The following is an 18,103-nucleotide window of genomic DNA, read 5'->3' on the forward strand; positions in this document are numbered from 1 at the left end:
CACAGGAAAGCTGCATGAGCGGTACAGATCGGATCAGACCATCCGGCTCAGCGCCTCGAAGAAAGAAATCAAATCCAGATCGAGCGGATCGTCGACCGGTACCGGCTGCGACGACATCTTTGCGATGACAATTTCAGCCATCGGATTGACGTAAAGCCACTGGCCGTGGATGCCGATGCCGCAGAAGGCGCCGCTTGCCGCGCCCGTCTGGTACCATTTGTTGCGATACCGGCCACGCGGAAACAGGGACGCCATCGTGCCGCGCCGCCATGCCTCGGCGTCACCGCCGGTTTCGGTCGTGTCGCGCATCCAGGCTTCCGGCACGACGCGGCGGCCATTGGCCACGCCACCTTGCCGCATCATCTCGCCGACGCGCGCAAGGTCGCGCGGTGTCACCGAAATGCCGCCGGCGGTACGCGCCGTGCCTTCCATGTCGACTGTCACCGAGGCGTCGCCGACGGCGCCGAGCGGCTCCCATAATTTCTCGCGCATCAGATCGGCGAAACGCTGGCCTGACGCGCGTTCGAGCAGGATGCCGAGCAGGTCGGAATTGGGCGAAAGGTAGCGGAACGTCCGGCCATGCGGCTCGGTCAGGCCCTGCAGCGTCGTGAGGAAAGTGGCCAGGCTCTCGGTACCCCCGCCTGGATTCCACAGCATTGCACGGCGATAGCGGGCGAAGGCGCTTTCCGGATCGAGATAGGCCTCTTCGAAATCGAGGCTGACACTCATGTCGAGCACGTGCCGCACACGCGCATCGCCATAGGCCGAGCCGGCGGCTTCGGGCAGGTAGCGGCTTACCGGAGCCTGCGGATCGAAAATCCCTTCGCCTTCCAATATGCCGGCAACAATGGCGGTCAGCGACTTGCTGATCGAAAAGACGATGTGGCGTGAACCGAACTCCATATGCGGTGCAAACCAGTCGCCGACGAATTTGCCGGCTTTCATGATCGTCAGAGCGTCGGTGTCGGAGCGCGCGAGAAACGCCGCGACAGTCTCCGCTCCGCCTGCCAGAGTGACCTTTTCGCCAAGTAGTCCGCCGAAATCCTGCGCCGGCGCCTCGCTGCTGCCCCGCCTTGCCGTCACGGCAGCGCTCGGCACCAGCTCGCCGACATTCTGGAACGACCACCGGCTGAACGGGCTTTCCCGCCAATTGCCGAGCAGCACTTGGTTTCGGGCAAAGCCATACCTGGTCTCGAACGCGGTCTTGCCGGTCATAGCGTTTCCTTCAGGATCTTTTGGCCGAGTTTCAGGCGAGCGCCGCGGCGATGGCGTGCACCGCTTTCAGCGTCGCCACAGAATAGGCGACGTTGGTGAAATCCGGATAGCTCGAAAGCTTGACCACGACCATTTTCGTATCCCAGTCGATGTGGATCAGCTGCCCGAACACGCCACGGCACATCAGCGCCCACGAGCGCGGATCCTCGATCCAGAACTGGTTGCGATAGCTGCCTTCCGGCAGGCTGGGGCTGAAGTCCGGCCCATGCCTGCCATTGCGCGTCGCCTCGATCCACTCGGCCGGCACGACGCCGCCGCCATTGTCGAGGATCAGCTGGCCGAAGCGGCCATAGTCGCGCAGCGTGGCGTTGAAGCCGCCATCGGCAACCGCATAACCGGCGCTATCGACGGTGAAGCAGGCACTTTCATCTGCGCCGAGCTTTTGCCAGAGCTCTTCCGAGACCAGCTGCGCCAGGCGCTTGCCGCTCACCCGTTCCATGATGAAGGCAAGCACGTCGGTCTCGATCGAGCGGTATTCGAAGGCAGCGCCGTGCGGCCGGCTCTTTTCCTTGAGCCCCAGGATCAGTTCGAACATATGCGATGGCCAGCGCAATTCCGGATCGCAGTCCGGCGGCACCGGCTTCCAGCCGGTGGCGACATCGACCTGGCCGATGTCGGAATAGGGGTCGGTGTATTCCTCGGAAAAGCGCACCCCGCTCGTCATGTCGAGCACATGCTGCACGCTGGCGCCCTCCCAGCCGGTCGCTTCCAGCTCCGGCAGATAGGTGGTCACCGGCAAACCCGGATCGATCAGTCCGCGTCCGACCAGTATGCCGAACACCGATGCGGTGACCGACTTCGCCATCGACTGCGACAGATGCAGCGTGCGCTCGGTCATGCCGTTGAAGTAGCGCTCATAGGCGACCTTGCCGCCCTTCAGCACCAGGAAGCCGTCGGTGTAAGTCTCGTCAAGCAGTCCAGCCAGCGTCGTCGGCTGCCCCATGCTGTCGCCTACTGGCAGCGGGTCGAGGTTGACCTCGGCTCGCTCCAGCCTGTGGCGATGGCCATTGCCGCGCCAGACCTCGACGGTCGGCAGGATTTCGCGAATATGCTGAAACGCCCAGCGGTTCCATGGCGGCCGGTCCCAGTCGAGCTTCGGCGGCACCATCCGCGGCGGCGAACCCTGCATGATCGGCGGCGCCGGTTCGCTGTTGCGATAAGAAATCATAGGCAGTCCGATCGCCGGGAAAAGGCCCGGCGGCAATTGCCGCCGGGTTTCGTCCGGATGTGGATTACTTCTGCAGTTCGGTCCAGATCTTGCTGTAAATGGCCTGCACTTCCTCTGAACACAATTTTTGCAGCTCGCCATGCGCCTTGACGTCTTCCGGGATGATGACTTCCGGCGCATCCTTCATATCGGCTGGCATGTACTTGTCGGAACCGGCAATGCCGTTGGCGTAGCGGTGAAAGGCGGACAGGCCGGCGGCGTTTTCCGGATCCATGATGAAGTTTTGGAACAGCTTGGCGTTCTCGACATTCTTTGCGTCCTTCAGGACCATGACATTGTCGCTCCAGAGGCCAAAACCTTCCTTGGGATAGAAATAGTGGATCTTGGGATTCGCCAGCCGCTGGCGCAGGGCTGAGCCGTTCCAGTCGCTGGTTGCCTTGAAATCGCCGGCGCCCATTTTCTCGATCGTATTGTATTCCATCGCGATCCAGTTCGGCTTGGCAGCAACCAGCGTGTCACGCACCTTCTTCAGCGTTTCCTTGTCGCTGGCGCATTGCGCGCCGCCGACATATTTGGTCGCCGCGAACATGACGTCGTTCATTTCCGGCACGACGTTGACCTTGCCCTTCAATTCGTCGGGTGTGTTGAAGATGACGCCCCAACTGTCCGACGGCCCCTTGTAGACATCGGTGTTCACCACGATGCCCACCGTGCCCCAGGCCCACGGCACGGAATATTTGCGGCCGGGATCGAAATCGGGATTGGCCCATTCTGGCGCCACGTTCTTGAAGTTCTCCATCTTGCCGGGATCGGTCTCCTGCACGAGGCCTTCCTTGATCCAGATCGGCACGAAGGTTTGCGAAGGCACCGCGATGTCGAAGCCGGTGCCGCCCTGGCGAACTTTGGCCAGCGCCGTATCGTTCGAATCGTAATCGGTGATGGTCACCTTGACGTTGTATTTCTGCTCGAACTTTTTGATCACATCGGGGCTGGTGTAGTTGCCCCAATTGTAGATGTTGAGCTCACCGTCGGCGCGAGCAAGGCTCGTCGAGGCGAGCAGCGCCAGCCCGATGGCGGTCGCCGTGGTCTTCCAGTTCATGGTCTTAGCTCCCATTTTCATGTCTAGTCCCGTTTCCTGCTGATGAAGAAAAACAACGTCACGATGGCGACCGACAAGAGCAGGAACACGGTCGATATCGCGTTGATCTCCGGCGTTATCCCTCGACGTATCTGGCCAAGCATGTAAGTGGGCAACGTGTCCTGGCCGCCCGACTTCACGAACTCGGTGATGACAACATCGTCGAGCGAAATGACGAAGGCCAACATCAGTCCCGCCAGAATGCCGGGCCACAGCAGCGGCAACGTGATGCGCCTGAACGTCTGCCACGGCGTCGCGTAGAGATCGGCGGCGGCGCGCTCCAGCGTCAGGTCCATGTTCTCCAGCCGCGCCCGGATCGGCAGATAGGCAAAGGGAATGCAAAACGCCGTATGCGCGGCGATCAGATAGCCGAGCCCCGAATAGCCGGTGAATATCTTTATGCGCGAAAAAAAGATCAGCAACGCCACGCCAGTGACGATCTCGGGCACCATCAGAGGCTGGTTGATGGCGGCATATTTGAAGGTCAGGCCGGGATAAGGCGGCGTGCGCGTGGTAGCGAGCGCCGCCATGGTGGCGAAGACGGTGGCCAGGATCGCCGCCGTGGCGCCGATCTGAAAGGAGCGCAAGGTGGCGTCTATGACTTGCGTGTTCTGCCACGCCGACTGGAACCATTTGAGCGAAAAGCCGCCCCATTCCGACGTCGAGGTCGCGGCGTTGAAGGCATAGACGACGAGCACGACGATCGGCAGATAAAGCACGACGAAGCAGGTGGCGGCGATCGCGGTGAAGCCGGACTGATGCTTGATGGAGAAGCTGCTAGCCATGACGCATCTCCGATTGTCCGGCATTGCGCACATAGGCAAGCAGCGCCACCATGACGATGACCATCACGGCGATCGACAGCGCCGAGCCGAGCGGCCAGTTGCGGCCTTGCCCGAACTGCAATTCAATCAGGTTGGAAAGCATCATGTTCTTGCCGCCGCCCAATAGGCTCGGCGTGACATAGGCGCCCAGCGCCGGGATGAAGACGAGGATCGAGCCAGCGACGACGCCGGGCTTGACCAGCGGGAAAATGATGCGCCTGAGCACCTGGAAGCGCGTCGCATAAAGATCGTAGCCGGCTTCGACCAGCCGGAAATCGAGCTTCTCCATGCTGGCATAGATCGGCAGCACCATTAGCGGCAGATAGACATAGGCCATGCCGATAAGGATCGCTGTGTCGGTGAAGAGTATCTGGATCGGAGCGGAAATGATGCCGAGCTTGAGCAGCACCGTGTTGATCAAACCCTCGTTGCGGATGATCTGCAGCACGGCGAAGGTACGGATCAGCAGGTTGGTCCAGAACGGTATGGTGATCAGGAAAAGCCAGAGATCGCGCGTCTTCTCGCTGCGCGTTGCCATGAAATAGGCGGTAGGAAAACCAAGCACCAACGTGGCGAGTGTGGTCACGATGGCAAGCTTGATAGAGCGCCAAAAGATGGTGACATGGGCAGCGGCGAGCGACAGCGTGTCGTCGAAGATGTCGCGTTCCATGAACACCGAGATCCACGCCTCCGGCGAGAATTGCCACTTCACGTCGCCATAAGGACCGGGTGTCAGGAACGAATAGACCAGCACGATCAGCAATGGGCCGGTCGCTGCCAGGAAGATGATCAGCAGGGCCGGCGCCGACAGCAGCCAGCGGTCGCGGATGTCGCGCCGTTCGGCCGCCTTGGCGACTTCTTCCGCGCTCGCCATCAATCCCTCAGCACTTGCGCTGCGTCGTTGCCGATCGAGACGCCGACCTTGTCGCCCCGCTCGAAACCGCAGCCTGCGCTGCGCGTGTTCTGCTGGCGCACGGTGAAGGCTTCGCCGGTATCCAGTTGGACATGAATATGCGTATCGGTACCGAAATAGACGATGTTTTCGACGGTTCCGGAAAGATCGCCCTTGCCGCCGGTCAGCTTTGCGTGTTCCGGCCTGACCACCAACGTGGCATTCGCCTTCGGCTGGAAGCCCTCGGCCACCGTCGCGTCGATCGTCGCGCCGGATTTGAGTGTCGCGCGCGCCCTGCCGTTGCCGATGCCGGTGATGGCCGCGGTCAGGAAATTGGTTTCGCCGATGAAGTCGGCGACGAAGCGCTCGGCCGGCTTGTCATAGATGTCCCAGGGCGTGCCGACTTGCAGTATCTTGCCGGCCGACATCACGGCGATGCGGTCAGACATGGTCAGCGCTTCTTCCTGGTCGTGGGTGACGAAGATGAAGGTGATGCCGGTCTGGTGCTGCAGCCGTTTCAGTTCGATCTGCATTTCCTTGCGCAGCTTGTAGTCGAGCGCCGACAATGGCTCGTCGAGCAACAGCACTTTTGGCTGTGGCGCCAGCGCGCGCGCCAGTGCCACGCGCTGCTGCTGGCCGCCGGAGATCTGGCTGGTGCGGCGGGCGCTCAGCGCTTCCATCTTGACCAACTTCAGCATCTCGGCGACGCGCGCCTTGATTTCGGTCTTCGGCTTGCCCAGCATCTCAAGGCCGAAGCCGATATTCTCGGCCACCGTCATGTGCGGGAACAGCGCATAGGACTGGAAGACGGTATTGACCGGCCGCTTGAACGGCGGCAGCGGCGCGATGTCCTGGCCGTGCAGCAGGATTTCGCCTTCGCTGGGGAAGTCGAAGCCGGCGATCAGCCGCAGCAGCGTCGTCTTTCCGCAGCCCGACGGCCCTAGCAGCGTGAAGAACTCGTTCTCACGGATCGACACCGAAACCGTGTCGAGGGCGGCGACTTGTGCGTCCCCGATACCGAACACCTTGCGGACGCCGCGAACCTCGATTGCACTCTTACCCGGTTGATCCGGCACGCATTACCCCATTTTCATGTCCGCTCTTGATGGCGGATCCAGTTCCCATTCGATTGTCAGCATATGCCGGTCGGCTTGGCAACCATGCATCTGGGCCTCGGTTCAGAACGCAAGCTCCGTGCCATCGTCAGCGCCATCATCAAACCTGATAAGTGATCTTGCCGCCGCAGATGGTGCTGACCGGATGCACCTTGTGCAAGGAAGGCGGTTCAGTTGCCTCGATATCGTCCGACAGCACCACCAGGTCGGCCAGATAGCCTGGTTTCAGCCGGCCCTTACGGTGCTCCATGAATTCGGCATAGGCGCCTTCGACCGTGTAGCCGGCAAGCGCCTCGATCAGCGAGAAGCTCTGGTCGGGGTCGCCTTCTGCCCATGGTTTGCGCAGCAGCGCCGCCTGAATGCCCAGGATCGGGTCGACCCGCGACACCGGCCAGTCGGAAGCGAAAACGACATGCGCGCCCGCCTGCTTCAGCGTCCGCCAGGCATAGCTGAGCGGCCATCTTTCGCGGCCGATGCGCGAAAGCGTCGGTTCCAGCGGGAAGTCCATGGCGCCGGGCGGGTGCGGCGGCTGCATCGAGGCGATGACGCCGAGTTCGGCGAAGCGTGGCACGTCGGCGCCGGTGATGACCTCGATGTGCTCGACGCGGTGCCGGCTGTCGCGCCTGCCGTTCTTCCGCCGCGCCGCCTCGTAACCGTCGAGGACCGCGCGCACCGCGCCGTCGCCTATCGAATGCACGGCGATCTGCAGGCCGCGCCGGTCGGCCTCCAGCGCCACCTCGGCGAAATGCTCCGGCGTGAACAGCGGCTCACCGCGCCAGCCCGGCCGGTCGGCATAGTCGTCGACCATGACCGCGGTCCAGCCTTCCAGCACCCCGTCGTAAAACATCTTGACCATGCCGGACGACAGCCATTCGGATCGGTAGGAATTGGCCATGCTCGATGCCTTTTCCAGCATGTCGAGCGTCATGAAGTTCTTGAAGTGAAAAGGTATCTCGGTGCGGCAGAGCAACCGCCCTTCCTGCTCCAAACCGGCAAGCAGCTCGAGCTGGTAGAGGTTGCCATCCATGTTCTGGATCGAGGTGATACCATGGCGGGCGCACCATTGCAGCCCGCGATGCATCAGGTCGCGGTCGGCAGCAATTTCTGCGGCGGACGGGTACGGGTCGGGCTCGCCGCCTGTCGCAAGGCCGAGCCGCACGCGGTTCTGCCCGGAAAGCTCGAGGATCGGCCCGAACGCCTCGCCCTCGAGCAATTCGCCGGCCGCGAGGCCGTCGGCGCCCATGACGATCTCGTTGCCGGGCCCGAGTTGCTTGCCATGCAGGATGCCGGCCAGCTCCAGCGCCTTGGTATTGGCCCACATCGTGTGGTGATCGGAAGCCGACATGGCGAACGGCCGATCGGGGATGATGCGGTCGAGATGGTGGCGGGTGACCGGCTCTTCTCTGGAGAGGATGGTGTAGTCGACGCCGGCCCCAAGCAGCAGCTTGGCGTACGGTCGTGCCGCCGCATAGGCACGGATCGCTTCGCTCAGCGCATGGAAGCCATGCACGCCCTGAAGGTGCAGATTGTCGAGTTCGGCCGCGCCGCCGAAAAGATGCATATGCGCTTCGATGAAGCCCGGCACCACCGACCCGCCTTGCGCATCGATAATCTTCGTGGCCGGCCCTTTCAGCGCCTCGATCGTTCGGCGATCGCCAATCGCCAGGATGTTGCCGTCCTTTATCGCCACCGCCTCGGCCGTCGGATTGCCTTCGTCCATGGTCAGCACACGGGCATTGGTGACGATCAGGTCGGCATTTGAACTCATGATTACCCGCGGTTCGGTTGCGCTGCCGGCAGGCTAGACGACCGGCTGCCGGGCCAGCAAGCCATGGCTGGTTGGCCCAGCGCCTTGTGAAGGGCCATGCGGGACGGTTAGGGTCGCCGCGTCTCACCACGGAACAATTTTCATGAAGACTGTTTTTTCGCCTCTCCATGCCGGCCATTCCGGCAATGTCGAATTGATCGCCGGCGCCATCGTGCCCGCATTTGAAAAGCCTTCGCGCGCCGAGTTCATCAGGGCGCGGGTGGAGAGCGAAAAACTCGGTCCGATCCTGCCGCCGGAAATCCACGACCTCGCCGCCGCCAGGAAGGTGCATGCCAGCGACTACATCGATTTCCTGCCGACCGTGTGGCCGCTCTGGGAAGCATCGGGCCGCAGCGGTTCGGCCATTCCCTTCACCTGGCCGACGCGCGGCCTGCGCGGCGACGTGCGCCCGAAAGGCATCGATGCGCTGCTCGGCTTCTACTCCTTCGACGGCGGCGCGACATTCGTCGAAGGCACATGGGACGCGATCAAGTCGTCCTATGATGTCGCGCTGACCGCCGCCGCGCTGGTCAAGGCCGGTGAGCCTTCCGCCTTCGCGCTCTGCCGCCCGCCGGGGCACCATGCCGGCGCGGCCTTCATGGGCGGCTACTGTTTCATCAACAACGCCGCCGTCGCCGCGCAGTGGTTTCGCGACCATGGCGCCGCGCGCGTGTCGATCCTCGACATCGATTATCACCACGGCAACGGCACCCAGGAGATCTTCTACCGCCGCGGCGACGTTCAGGTGCTGAACCTGCATGGCGATCCGATGACCGAATATCCCTTCTTCCTCGGCCATGCCGACGAGCGCGGCGAGGGCGACGGCGAAGGCTTCAACGACAATTATCCGATGCCCTTCGGCACCGGCTGGGAGGTGTGGAACGCCTCACTCGAGGATGCCTGCACGAGGCTTTCGGCTTATGCTCCTGACGTCGTCGTGGTTTCGCTCGGCGTCGACACCTTCGAGAAGGACCCGATCAGCCAGTTCAAGCTGAAAACGCGCGACTATCCCAGGATCGGCCGCCGCATCGCCAGGCTCGGCCTGCCGACGCTGTTCGTCATGGAAGGCGGCTACGCCGTCGAGGAGATCGGCATCAACGCCGTCGGCGTGCTGACCGGCTTCGAGGACCGCTAGAGGCGCTGCCGGTACCCGCAACTCATATGGCGCACTCGGCGCGGCGAGCGCCACGGCGGGCCGGCGCTATCGTGTTGTTGGACCATGATGTTTTTCCAGAATGCGTTCGCCCTTTGCGAAATGATGTTCTATTTTTTGAATCCATGGCTTTGAGGGGCCGAATTCATCGGAAGAACAAACGCGTTTGAGCCCGGGAAAGCATTTATGAGGGACGACACACCGGAAAGCGAAAGCGCCTCGGCGCTGGCGCCGTTCCGGCACGGCATCTTCCGGGCGGTGTGGTCCGCCAGCCTCGTCTCCAATTTCGGCGGCCTCATCCAGGGCGTCGGCGCCGCCTGGATGATGACGACGATCGCCACCTCGTCCTACCAGGTGGCATTGGTCCAGGCCTCGACCACCTTGCCGATCATGCTGTTTGCGCTGCTGGCCGGCGCTATCGCCGACAGCTTCAACCGGCGCAAAATCATGCTGATCGCGCAGATCTTCATGCTCGTCGTCTCGGCTCTTCTGACCGCCTTCACCTATCTCGACCTGATGACGCCGTGGACGCTGCTCGCCTTCACCTTCCTGATCGACAGCGGCACCGCGCTCAACAGCCCTTCCTGGCAGGCTTCGGTTGGCGACATGGTGCCTCGCACCAAGGTGCCGGCGGCGATCGCGCTCAACTCGATGGGCTTCAACCTGACGCGCAGCGTCGGCCCGGCGATCGGTGGTATCATCGTTGCCGCGGCAGGTACCGCCGCGGCCTTCGCGGTCAACACGCTGAGCTATGTCGGCCTCATCGTCGTGCTGGCCCGCTGGAAGCCGGAACTGCCGGCATCGACCTTGCCGCGCGAGACGCTGGGCGCCGCAATGGGCGCCGGCCTGCGCTACGTCGCCATGTCGCCTAACATCGGCAAGGTCCTGGTCAGGAGCTCCGCTTTCGGCTTCAGCGCCGGCGCGGTCCTGGCATTGCTGCCGCTGGTCGCGCGTGACGTCGTCAAGGGTGATGCCCTGAGCTACGGCATCATGCTCGGCGCCTTCGGCATCGGCGCCGTCGGCGGCGCGCTGATCAGCGTCAGGCTACGGCAGCTGCTGTCCAGCGAAACCATGGTGCGCACGGCATTCGCCGGTTTCGCCGTCTGCGCCGTCAACGCCGCCGTCAGCAATCATGCCTGGCAGACGTCGCTCGGCCTGCTGGTCGGCGGCGCCTGCTGGGTGACGGCGCTGTCGCACTTCAACGTCACCGTACAGATGTCGACGCCACGCTGGGTGGTCGGCCGCGTGCTTTCGGTCTACCAGACCGCGACCTTCGGCGGCATCGCGCTCGGCAGCTGGGTCTGGGGCGTCGTCGCCGACGCGCATGGCGCCGAAGTCGCCCTGATGGCGGCCAGCGTCGCTATGCTGGCGGGAGGTGCCATCGGCCTGCTGCTGCCGCTGCCGCAGCAGGCGGTGCTCAACCTCGATCCGCTCAACCGCTTCCAGGAGCCGCATCTGGCGCTTGATCTCAAGCCGCGCAGCGGTCCAATCGCCATCATGATCGAATATGTCATCCGTAACGAGGACGTGCCGGAATTCCTCGCCACCATGGCCGAGCGCGGCCGCATCCGCCGCCGTGACGGCGCCCGCAACTGGACATTGGCGCGCGATCTCGAAAATCCGTCGATATGGATCGAGCACTACCACACGCCGACCTGGGTCGAATATATCCGCCACAATCGGCGCGCCACCTACGCGGACGCCGTCATCGGCGAGCGTATAAGGGCGCTGCACAGCGGCGACGAGGCACCGCGCGTCCGCCGCATGATCGAGCGCCCGACGACAGCTGGCACGGCGCTGGTCATGCCGAAGGGGCCGATCGAGCATTAGTGGCTGGCGGTGCGTCCAGTTGGACGAGCAAAATGAAATTGCGGCGCCTGGCCCAATCCGCGAATGCACGAACAGGATGGCCATTGTCGAGAGACGGTTATATCAGTTGATGTGACTATGACCAGTAAGGGGAGACGATGCGTTACATACGTCCGCTTTCAATTGAAGACGCCGCAGGCCTGTTGGCCAGTTCGGCCGGCACGACCGCCATCCTCGCCGGAGGCAGTGACCTCTTGGTGAGGATGAAGGGCGGCTTTATCGAACCCGACCTGATCGTCGACATCAAGGCGATCGACGGGCTTGGCGAGATCAGGGAAACAGCCGAGGGCTTCAGCATCGGCGCGGCGGTCCCCTGCGCGGTGCTGGGCGAGAACACGGCCCTGCAGAAGGCATGGCCCGGCGTCGTCGAAGCGGCCAAGCTGATCGGCTCGAAGCAGGTGCAGGGACGCTGCACCATCGTCGGCAATCTCTGCAACGCCTCGCCGGCCGCCGACAGCGTGCCGGCGCTGGTGGCCGCTGGCGCCAAGGCGGTGGTCGTCGGCCCGGGAACCAGGCGCACGATTGCCGTGGAAGCGGTGCCGACTGGGCCGGGCAAGACGTCGCTGGCAAAGGGCGAGATCATCGAGGCAATCCTGCTCGACAAACGTCTGCCGCGTTCGGGCGATGCCTATCTGCGTTTCATTCCGCGCACCGAGATGGACATCGCGGTGGTCAGCGCCGGCGTGAACCTGACGCTCGATGAGCAAGGTCGCGTCAAATCCGCCCGCCTGGCGCTGGGCGCCGTGGCGCCGACGGTGGTTCTGGTCGAGGAGGCCGCCGAGGTTCTCATCGGCTCCAAGCTGGACGAAGCCACGCTGGAAAGGCTCGCCAAGGTCTGCTCGGGCGCCTGCCGTCCGATCGACGACAAGCGAGGCACTATCGAATTCAGACGGAAAGTTGCGGGTGTGCTGGCCAAGCGGGCCGCCACGACCGCCTATGCACGTGCAGGAGGCAAATGATGGCCGGTGTGGCAGTATCAACGACAATCAACGGCGATAATGTCGAGTTCCTTTGCCAGCCGGACGAGACGCTGCTTGATGTCCTGCGCGATCGCCTGGGACTGACGGGCGCCAAGGAAGGCTGCGGCACCGGCGACTGCGGGGCCTGCAGCATCATCCTCGACGATCGGCTGGTGTGCTCGTGCCTGGTGCTCGGCGCTGAGGCCGAGGGCCGGCACCTCGAGACCATCGAGGGCATGGCGCATGGCGACAGGCTGCATCCGCTGCAGCAGAAATTCCTGGAGCACGCCGCACTTCAATGCGGCGTCTGCACGCCGGGCTTCCTCATGGCGGCCAAGGACCTTTTGGCCAAGAACCCCGATCCGACCGAGGAGGAGATCCGCTTCGGCCTCGCCGGGAACCTCTGCCGCTGCACCGGCTATGACAAGATCGTGCGCGCCGTCCAGGACGCCGCCATCGTAATGAAACAAGCGTGATGAAGGGAGCATGACGATGAATTTCGATCCGCGTTACTCCGGACGCAATTTCACCTCTGTCGGCACGCGTCCCATTCGTCCCGATGGTGTCGACAAGGTGACGGGCCGCGCACGCTATGGCGCCGACTTCAACATGGCCGGGCAACTGGTCGGGCGCGTTCTCAGAAGCCCTCATGCGCATGCCACGATCAGGAAGATCGACACGTCGAAGGCGGAGAAGCTCGCCGGCGTCAAGGCGGTGATCACCGCGGCCGACCTGCCCGACCTGACCGACGGCGATGCCGCCATGTACGACATCCTCGACAACTGCATGGCGCGCAAGAAAGCGCTCTATGACGGCCATGCCGTGGCCGCGGTCGCTGCGGTCGATGCCCGCACGGCGAAGCAGGCACTGAAGCTGATCGAGGTCGACTACGAGGTGCTGCCGCATGTCACCGACGTCGACGAGGCGATGAAGCACTCCGCACCCCTGATCAACGACGCCATCTTCACCGAGGGCCTCGAGGAAAAGCCCGTCAAGCCTTCAAACGTCACCAAGCGCACCCAGTACGGCCATGGCGACATCCATGAAGGCTTCGGCCAGGCCGATTTCGTCGTCGAACGCTCCTTCAAGACCGAGCAGACGCACCAGGGTTATATCGAGCCGCATGCCTGCGTCGCCAATGTCAGCTCCGACGGCACCGCCGACCTCTGGGTCTGCACGCAGGGCCATTTCGTCTACCGCCAGCACTGTGCCCAGCTGCTTGGCATGGAAGCCTCGAAGCTGCGCGTCACCTCGTCGGAGATCGGCGGCGGTTTCGGCGGCAAGACCCATGTCTGGGCCGAGCCGGTGGCGCTGGCGCTGTCGCGCAAGGCCGGGCGGCCGGTCAAGCTGGTCATGACGCGCGACGAAGTGTTCCGCGCCTCCGGCCCGACCAGCGCCACCTCGATCGATGTTCGGATCGGCGCCCGCAAGGACGGCACGATCACGGCGGCCGAGGCGACGCTGCGCTATTCCTGCGGCCCCTATGCCGGCATGTGGGCCGAGATCGGCGCCATGACCGCCTTTGCCTGCTACAAGCTCGAGAACGTCAAGACGGTCGGCTACGAAGTGCTGGTCAACCGGCCCAAGACCGCGGCCTATCGCGCGCCGTCGGCGCCGATGGCAGCGTTTGCGGTGGAAAGCGCGGTCGACGAGCTGGCCAAGGAGATCGGCATGGACCCGGTCGAGTTTCGGATCAGGAACGCGGCGCAGGAAGGCACCAGATCGTCCTACGGCCCGGTATATGGGCCGATCGGCATCGGGCCGACGTTGGAGGCGGCGAAGAACCATCCGCACATGAAGGCTCCGCTCGGAAAGAACCAGGGCCGCGGCATGGCCTGCGGCTTCTGGTTCAACTTCGGTGGCCAGACCTGCACCGACCTCAACATCGGCATGGATGGCTCGGTCTCGCTTGCCGTCGGCACGGTCGATGTGGGTGGTTCCCGCGCGTCGCTGTCGCTGGTGGCGGCGGAGGAGCTCGGTATCCCCTATGAGCAGATCAAGACGGTGGTCGCCGATACCTCCAGCCTCGGCTACAACGATATGACGGACGGCAGTCGCGGCACCTTCTCGTCTTCGATGGCGACGATCTCCGCCGCTCGCAACGCCATCAAGGTCCTCAGGCACCGTGCCGCGCAGATGTGGGACATACCCGTCGACGACGTGGTCTGGGAAGAGGGTCACGCGATTGCCAAGGGCGCGACGCACGGCAACCTCTCGCCGCTGTCGCTGAAGGAGATCGCGGCCGCTTCCGGAAAGACGGGCGGACCCATCGCAGGCCATAGCGAGCTCGTCGCCGACGGCGCCGGCGTCTCCTTCGCCACCCATATCTGCGATATCGAGGTGGATCCCGAGACAGGCTCGACCAGGGTGCTGCGCTACACCGTCGTTCAGGACGCCGGCAAGGCGGTGCATCCGACCTATGTCGAGGGGCAGTACCAGGGCGGTGCCGCGCAAGGCATCGGCTGGGCGCTCAACGAGGAGTATATCTACGGCAAGGACGGGCGGCTGCAGAACCCTGGCTTCCTGGATTACCGCATCCCGGTCTGCTCGGACCTGCCGATGATCGACACGCAGATCCTCGAGATCCCCAACCCTAACCATCCTTACGGGGTGCGCGGCGTCGGCGAGACCTCGATCGTGCCGCCGCTGGCGGCGATCGCCAATGCGGTGTCGAACGCCGCGGGCGTGCGGATGACGCATATCCCGATGTCGCCGCCGCGCATCCTGGCGGCGCTCGAGGCTGAACGGGGAGGCTGATGGTCGAAGTAACGCTCTGGGGGTCGCTCGGCGCGATCGCCGGAGGCAAGAGCAAGGTCGAGATCGAGGCCAAGGATATTCGGGAGCTGTTCAGGAAACTGGCTGAACAGTATCCCGGCCTCGAGCCATACATCGATCGCGGCATCGCCGTCGCCATCGACGGGACGATCTATCGCGACACCTGGTCGAAGGAACTGCCGGAAGGGGCGGAGATTTTTTTGTTGCCGCGGTTGGCTGGGGGGTAGGTGAGGTCGTCGGCATTGCCTAGCATCAAGGTCTCAAACGTCGTTGATGGGGCCGACAACGGACCGGCAGCTTCGAGCCCGCGGATATCGAAAGCGGACATTCACGTCGAGTGGGCATGATCATGATCTGACCCCGAACAGACTGGGAGCGAGGTGCCAAAAGCTTCAACGCCGAAGAGCGATGTAGGTCAAATCAGACGATCCTCATTATGACATCGATATTGCCCCGTGTCGCTTTGGAGTAAGGACAAATCTCGTGCGCTTCATCCACCAGAATTTGTACCATATCGCGCTCCAGACTCGGCACGGCAATATCCAGTTGGACGCTAAGAAAGTGGCCGTTTTCTCCGTAGTTCAGATTCACCTCGGCCTCGATGCTCATCCCTGCAGGCAGCGCGATTTTTCGTTCGTGGGCCGCAGATGCGATTGCGCTTGCGAAGCTGGCCGACCAGCCGGCCGCGAGCAACTGCTCCGGATTGGTGCCGATGCGCGCCGATCCAGGTGTCGATAGCCAGATGTCCAGAAGGCCGTCGGAACTGCGCGAGGCGCCATTTTCGCGGCTGCCCGTGGTTGCGGTCCTGGCCGTATAGACAACCCTTGCGATGTGGCTCATTGGCATTCTTTTGCTGGTAGCGGTAACCGCCGCTTGGGCGGTTGCCGCGAACTCCATCAGGCGTCGACTTCGACAACTGCATCGGCAAAGGCCTGCGGCGCTTCCTGGGGCAGGTTGTGCCCGATGCCGCCGGTGACGACCCGATGCGCGTATCTGGCCGGGAACATCGTGGCGTACACGCTGGCGTCCGGATGCGGCGCGCCATTGGCGTCACCTTCGAGGGTGATCGTCGGCACGCCGATGACCGGTGCCTGCGCGAGTCGCTCCTCGAACGCGTCGTATTGCTGCTCGCCGGCGGCGAGTCCGAGCCGCCAGCGATAATTGTGGATCACAACGGCCACGTGATCGGGATTGTCGAAGGCTGCGGCGCTGCGCTCGAATGTGGCATCGTCGAAATTCCACTGCGGCGACGCGAGTTGCCAGATCAGCCTGGCGAAATCCCGTGTGTATTTCTCGTAGCCGGCGCGGCCGCGATCGGTGGCGAAGTAATATTGATACCACCATTGCAGCTCGGCCTTGGGTGGCAGCGGCAGCTTGCCGGCTTGCTGGTTGCCGATGAGGTAGCCGCTCACCGAGACCATCGCCTTGCAGCGTTCAGGCCATAGTGCAGCAATGATGTTCGCCGTGCGGGCGCCCCAGTCGCAGCCGCCAATCGTCGCCTTTTCGATGCCCAGTGCGTCCATCAGGGCGACAATGTCCGCGGCAATCGCAGACTGCTGACCGTTGCGCATCGTCTCGTTCGACAGGAAGCGCGTAGTGCCGTAGCCGCGCAGGTAGGGCACAATCACGCGGTACCCCTTTGCGGCAAGCAGGGGAGCGACATCGGCATAGGTGTGGATGTCATACGGCCAGCCAGGTAGCAGGATGACGGGCGGGCCGTCGGTCGGTCCAAGTTCCGCATAGCCGACGCTCAGCACGCCGGCCTCGATCCGCTTCAAGGGCCCAAAGGACGCCGCAGGCTCGCCAGTCGTCTGTTGCGCTTGTGCCGGGCCGATCAGGCCGAACTGAGTGGCGGCGACAGCCATCGCGGCGGCGCCAAAGAACCGACGGCGATCTTGGTCGATCTCATCCGGGATATTGAGTGAATGCATTTGGGAACCTCTATCCTTGCGCGGGCGATCAGCCGAACGTGAATGCAAAGACCTCCACGCCTGAGTCGAGAAACTCGATCTCGAACTGCCGATCGATGATGGGTTTCGATTGTCGGATCAGTTGGTACAGGCGCTGCTCTGTCACTGCGCCTTCGCCCTTTTCATTGACGTCGATGCCGTGAGCCGTGCCTGGCGGCTGTCCGTCGATCAGCACGCGAAATCTCACAGACGTTCCCGGCGCTGCCGGACCCATGACCAGATGAAGGTCGCGCGCGTGAAAACGGTACGCGATGCGGCCATCGGACTTGTTCAGTACGGCGGTTTCTTTCCTTACCGTCCAACTGCCAGACAGCCCCCACTCATTCAGGCGTAGTCGCGCCGGCACGTCGTAGATGTGCGGCGCGTCCAAGACCGCTTCATCGCCGGAGGCAAAATTCTGGGTGCGTTCGTAGCCGAGATAATTTTCCAGAGACTTGAGGGTCTCCCAATCGGCCGCGGCTTCGATGCCGCGGGCATCCACCGACACAGGCTCACGGTCGAATCCGCCGGCGCCAGCCTCAGTCAGCAATTCCTGGATGACCATTTCCGACTGTTGGTATGAGCCCTCGCCAAAGTGGTGATACCGGACGCGTCCTCGCGAATCGACGAAATAGAGTGCCGGCCAGTACTGGTTGCTGAAAGCCCGCCATATGAGATGGTCATTGTCGACGGCGATCGGGTAATCGATCCCCAGGTCTTTCACCGCCCGGTGCACGTTGTTCAGGTCTTTTTCGAACGCGAACTCCGGCGCGTGGATTCCGATCACCACCAAACCATGCTTCCGGTATTTCTCGTCCCAGGTCTGAACGTAGGGAAGCGTGCGCAGCCAGTTGATGCAGGTGTAGGTCCAGAAATCGATGAGGACGACCTTGCCATGCAAAGCCGACGGCGTCAGCGGCGGCGAATTTATCCACTCGTTCGCCACGCCAAGCGAAGCAAGCTCGGATTGACCCTCAAACTGGAGGGAGAAAAGTCCGTGAAGAAACGGAACCCTCATCGGTGCGGAGGCTATCGGCTGAGCCACATTCGTGTCTCCCAGAAAACTGGCAATCGGAGCCCCGATTGCCAGTGCGAGCGCCACGGCGACGAGCAGCTTGGTTGCTTTCATCGACGACGCCTTTTCAGTTTCGATCGATATCGCCGCGCAGACGATTCGGC

Annotated in this window: 16 protein-coding genes; 6 read left to right on the forward strand and 10 right to left on the reverse strand. The window is 63.1% G+C overall.

The features are described 5' to 3' along the window. Positions 1-33: 33 nt before the first annotated feature. From NKH17_RS03845 to NKH17_RS03875, 7 genes are all read right to left on the reverse strand, one after another. The gene (locus NKH17_RS03845; RefSeq protein WP_352897012.1) at positions 34-1,215 is read right to left on the reverse strand and encodes a serine hydrolase domain-containing protein; all 1,182 of its coding nucleotides are present in this window, start codon (positions 1,213-1,215) and stop codon (positions 34-36) included. A gap of 31 nt (positions 1,216-1,246) precedes the next feature. After that, positions 1,247-2,443: a serine hydrolase domain-containing protein gene (locus NKH17_RS03850; protein ID WP_352897014.1), complete on the reverse strand. Its 1,197-nt coding sequence runs from the start codon at positions 2,441-2,443 to the stop codon at positions 1,247-1,249. Between the two features lie 64 nt (positions 2,444-2,507). After that, positions 2,508-3,542 carry an ABC transporter substrate-binding protein gene (locus NKH17_RS03855; protein ID WP_352478431.1) on the reverse strand — a complete coding sequence of 345 codons (1,035 nt, stop codon included), beginning with the start codon at positions 3,540-3,542 and terminating at the stop codon, positions 2,508-2,510. A 23-nt stretch (positions 3,543-3,565) separates the two neighbouring features. Further along, positions 3,566-4,366 (reverse strand): ABC transporter permease, encoded by an 801-nt coding sequence (locus NKH17_RS03860; RefSeq protein ID WP_352478301.1) that lies wholly within the window; start codon positions 4,364-4,366, stop codon positions 3,566-3,568. Further along, the gene (locus NKH17_RS03865) at positions 4,359-5,279 is read right to left on the reverse strand and encodes an ABC transporter permease (protein ID WP_352478299.1); all 921 of its coding nucleotides are present in this window, start codon (positions 5,277-5,279) and stop codon (positions 4,359-4,361) included. The genes NKH17_RS03860 and NKH17_RS03865 overlap by 8 nt, the downstream gene beginning before the upstream one ends. Then, the gene (locus NKH17_RS03870; RefSeq protein ID WP_352970171.1) at positions 5,279-6,373 is read right to left on the reverse strand and encodes an ABC transporter ATP-binding protein; all 1,095 of its coding nucleotides are present in this window, start codon (positions 6,371-6,373) and stop codon (positions 5,279-5,281) included. The genes NKH17_RS03865 and NKH17_RS03870 overlap by 1 nt, the downstream gene beginning before the upstream one ends. A gap of 139 nt (positions 6,374-6,512) precedes the next feature. Continuing rightward, positions 6,513-8,180, reverse strand: coding sequence for an amidohydrolase (locus tag NKH17_RS03875; RefSeq protein ID WP_352970173.1), 1,668 nt, complete (start codon positions 8,178-8,180; stop codon positions 6,513-6,515). A 142-nt stretch (positions 8,181-8,322) separates the two neighbouring features. Between NKH17_RS03875 and NKH17_RS03880 the strand changes: the two genes are divergently transcribed. From NKH17_RS03880 to NKH17_RS03905, 6 genes are all read left to right on the forward strand, one after another. Next, positions 8,323-9,354, forward strand: a complete 1,032-nt coding sequence (locus NKH17_RS03880; protein ID WP_352970176.1) for a histone deacetylase family protein — start codon at positions 8,323-8,325, stop codon at positions 9,352-9,354. Positions 9,355-9,558: 204 nt separating this feature from the next. After that, on the forward strand, positions 9,559-11,202 hold the full coding sequence (locus NKH17_RS03885) for an MFS transporter (RefSeq protein ID WP_352897021.1): 1,644 nt from the start codon (positions 9,559-9,561) through the stop codon (positions 11,200-11,202). Between the two features lie 137 nt (positions 11,203-11,339). After that, positions 11,340-12,200 (forward strand): FAD binding domain-containing protein, encoded by an 861-nt coding sequence (locus NKH17_RS03890; RefSeq protein ID WP_352897023.1) that lies wholly within the window; start codon positions 11,340-11,342, stop codon positions 12,198-12,200. Beyond that, the gene (locus NKH17_RS03895; RefSeq protein ID WP_352478287.1) at positions 12,200-12,676 is read left to right on the forward strand and encodes a (2Fe-2S)-binding protein; all 477 of its coding nucleotides are present in this window, start codon (positions 12,200-12,202) and stop codon (positions 12,674-12,676) included. Before NKH17_RS03890 ends, NKH17_RS03895 begins: the two co-directional genes overlap by 1 nt. Before the next feature lie 16 nt (positions 12,677-12,692). Beyond that, the gene (locus NKH17_RS03900) at positions 12,693-14,957 is read left to right on the forward strand and encodes a xanthine dehydrogenase family protein molybdopterin-binding subunit (RefSeq protein WP_352897136.1); all 2,265 of its coding nucleotides are present in this window, start codon (positions 12,693-12,695) and stop codon (positions 14,955-14,957) included. Further along, on the forward strand, positions 14,957-15,202 hold the full coding sequence (locus NKH17_RS03905) for a MoaD/ThiS family protein (protein WP_023675441.1): 246 nt from the start codon (positions 14,957-14,959) through the stop codon (positions 15,200-15,202). Before NKH17_RS03900 ends, NKH17_RS03905 begins: the two co-directional genes overlap by 1 nt. 193 nt (positions 15,203-15,395) lie before the next feature. On the opposite strand, the gene NKH17_RS03910 is transcribed toward NKH17_RS03905, so the two are convergent. Genes NKH17_RS03910 through NKH17_RS03920 form a run of 3 tightly spaced genes read right to left on the reverse strand, consistent with a single transcriptional unit; the run spans position 15,396 to position 18,053 of the window. Further along, complete coding sequence (locus tag NKH17_RS03910; protein WP_352478285.1) at positions 15,396-15,815, reverse strand: Ohr family peroxiredoxin; 420 nt, start codon at positions 15,813-15,815, stop codon at positions 15,396-15,398. A gap of 56 nt (positions 15,816-15,871) precedes the next feature. Next, a complete protein-coding gene (locus tag NKH17_RS03915) occupies positions 15,872-16,891 on the reverse strand; it encodes an alpha/beta fold hydrolase (protein WP_352897137.1) in 1,020 nt (339 codons plus the stop codon). A gap of 43 nt (positions 16,892-16,934) precedes the next feature. Further along, positions 16,935-18,053 carry a redoxin family protein gene (locus NKH17_RS03920; RefSeq protein ID WP_352897026.1) on the reverse strand — a complete coding sequence of 373 codons (1,119 nt, stop codon included), beginning with the start codon at positions 18,051-18,053 and terminating at the stop codon, positions 16,935-16,937. Positions 18,054-18,103 lie beyond the last annotated feature (50 nt).

The organism is Mesorhizobium sp. M1334, assembly GCF_040317995.1.
Lineage (GTDB): Bacteria > Pseudomonadota > Alphaproteobacteria > Rhizobiales > Rhizobiaceae > Mesorhizobium.

Coding starts and splice junctions, on each gene's coding strand:
- NKH17_RS03905 (WP_023675441.1), top strand. CDS start 14,957: ATGGTCGAAGTAACGCTCTGGGGGTCGCTCGGCGCGATCGCCGGAGGC.
- NKH17_RS03850 (WP_352897014.1), bottom strand. CDS start 2,443: ATGATTTCTTATCGCAACAGCGAACCGGCGCCGCCGATCATGCAGGGT.
- NKH17_RS03880 (WP_352970176.1), top strand. CDS start 8,323: ATGAAGACTGTTTTTTCGCCTCTCCATGCCGGCCATTCCGGCAATGTC.
- NKH17_RS03875 (WP_352970173.1), bottom strand. CDS start 8,180: ATGAGTTCAAATGCCGACCTGATCGTCACCAATGCCCGTGTGCTGACC.
- NKH17_RS03910 (WP_352478285.1), bottom strand. CDS start 15,815: ATGAGCCACATCGCAAGGGTTGTCTATACGGCCAGGACCGCAACCACG.
- NKH17_RS03860 (WP_352478301.1), bottom strand. CDS start 4,366: ATGGCTAGCAGCTTCTCCATCAAGCATCAGTCCGGCTTCACCGCGATC.
- NKH17_RS03920 (WP_352897026.1), bottom strand. CDS start 18,053: ATGAAAGCAACCAAGCTGCTCGTCGCCGTGGCGCTCGCACTGGCAATC.
- NKH17_RS03900 (WP_352897136.1), top strand. CDS start 12,693: ATGAATTTCGATCCGCGTTACTCCGGACGCAATTTCACCTCTGTCGGC.
- NKH17_RS03885 (WP_352897021.1), top strand. CDS start 9,559: ATGAGGGACGACACACCGGAAAGCGAAAGCGCCTCGGCGCTGGCGCCG.
- NKH17_RS03890 (WP_352897023.1), top strand. CDS start 11,340: ATGCGTTACATACGTCCGCTTTCAATTGAAGACGCCGCAGGCCTGTTG.
- NKH17_RS03895 (WP_352478287.1), top strand. CDS start 12,200: ATGGCCGGTGTGGCAGTATCAACGACAATCAACGGCGATAATGTCGAG.
- NKH17_RS03865 (WP_352478299.1), bottom strand. CDS start 5,279: ATGGCGAGCGCGGAAGAAGTCGCCAAGGCGGCCGAACGGCGCGACATC.
- NKH17_RS03845 (WP_352897012.1), bottom strand. CDS start 1,215: ATGACCGGCAAGACCGCGTTCGAGACCAGGTATGGCTTTGCCCGAAAC.
- NKH17_RS03855 (WP_352478431.1), bottom strand. CDS start 3,542: ATGAACTGGAAGACCACGGCGACCGCCATCGGGCTGGCGCTGCTCGCC.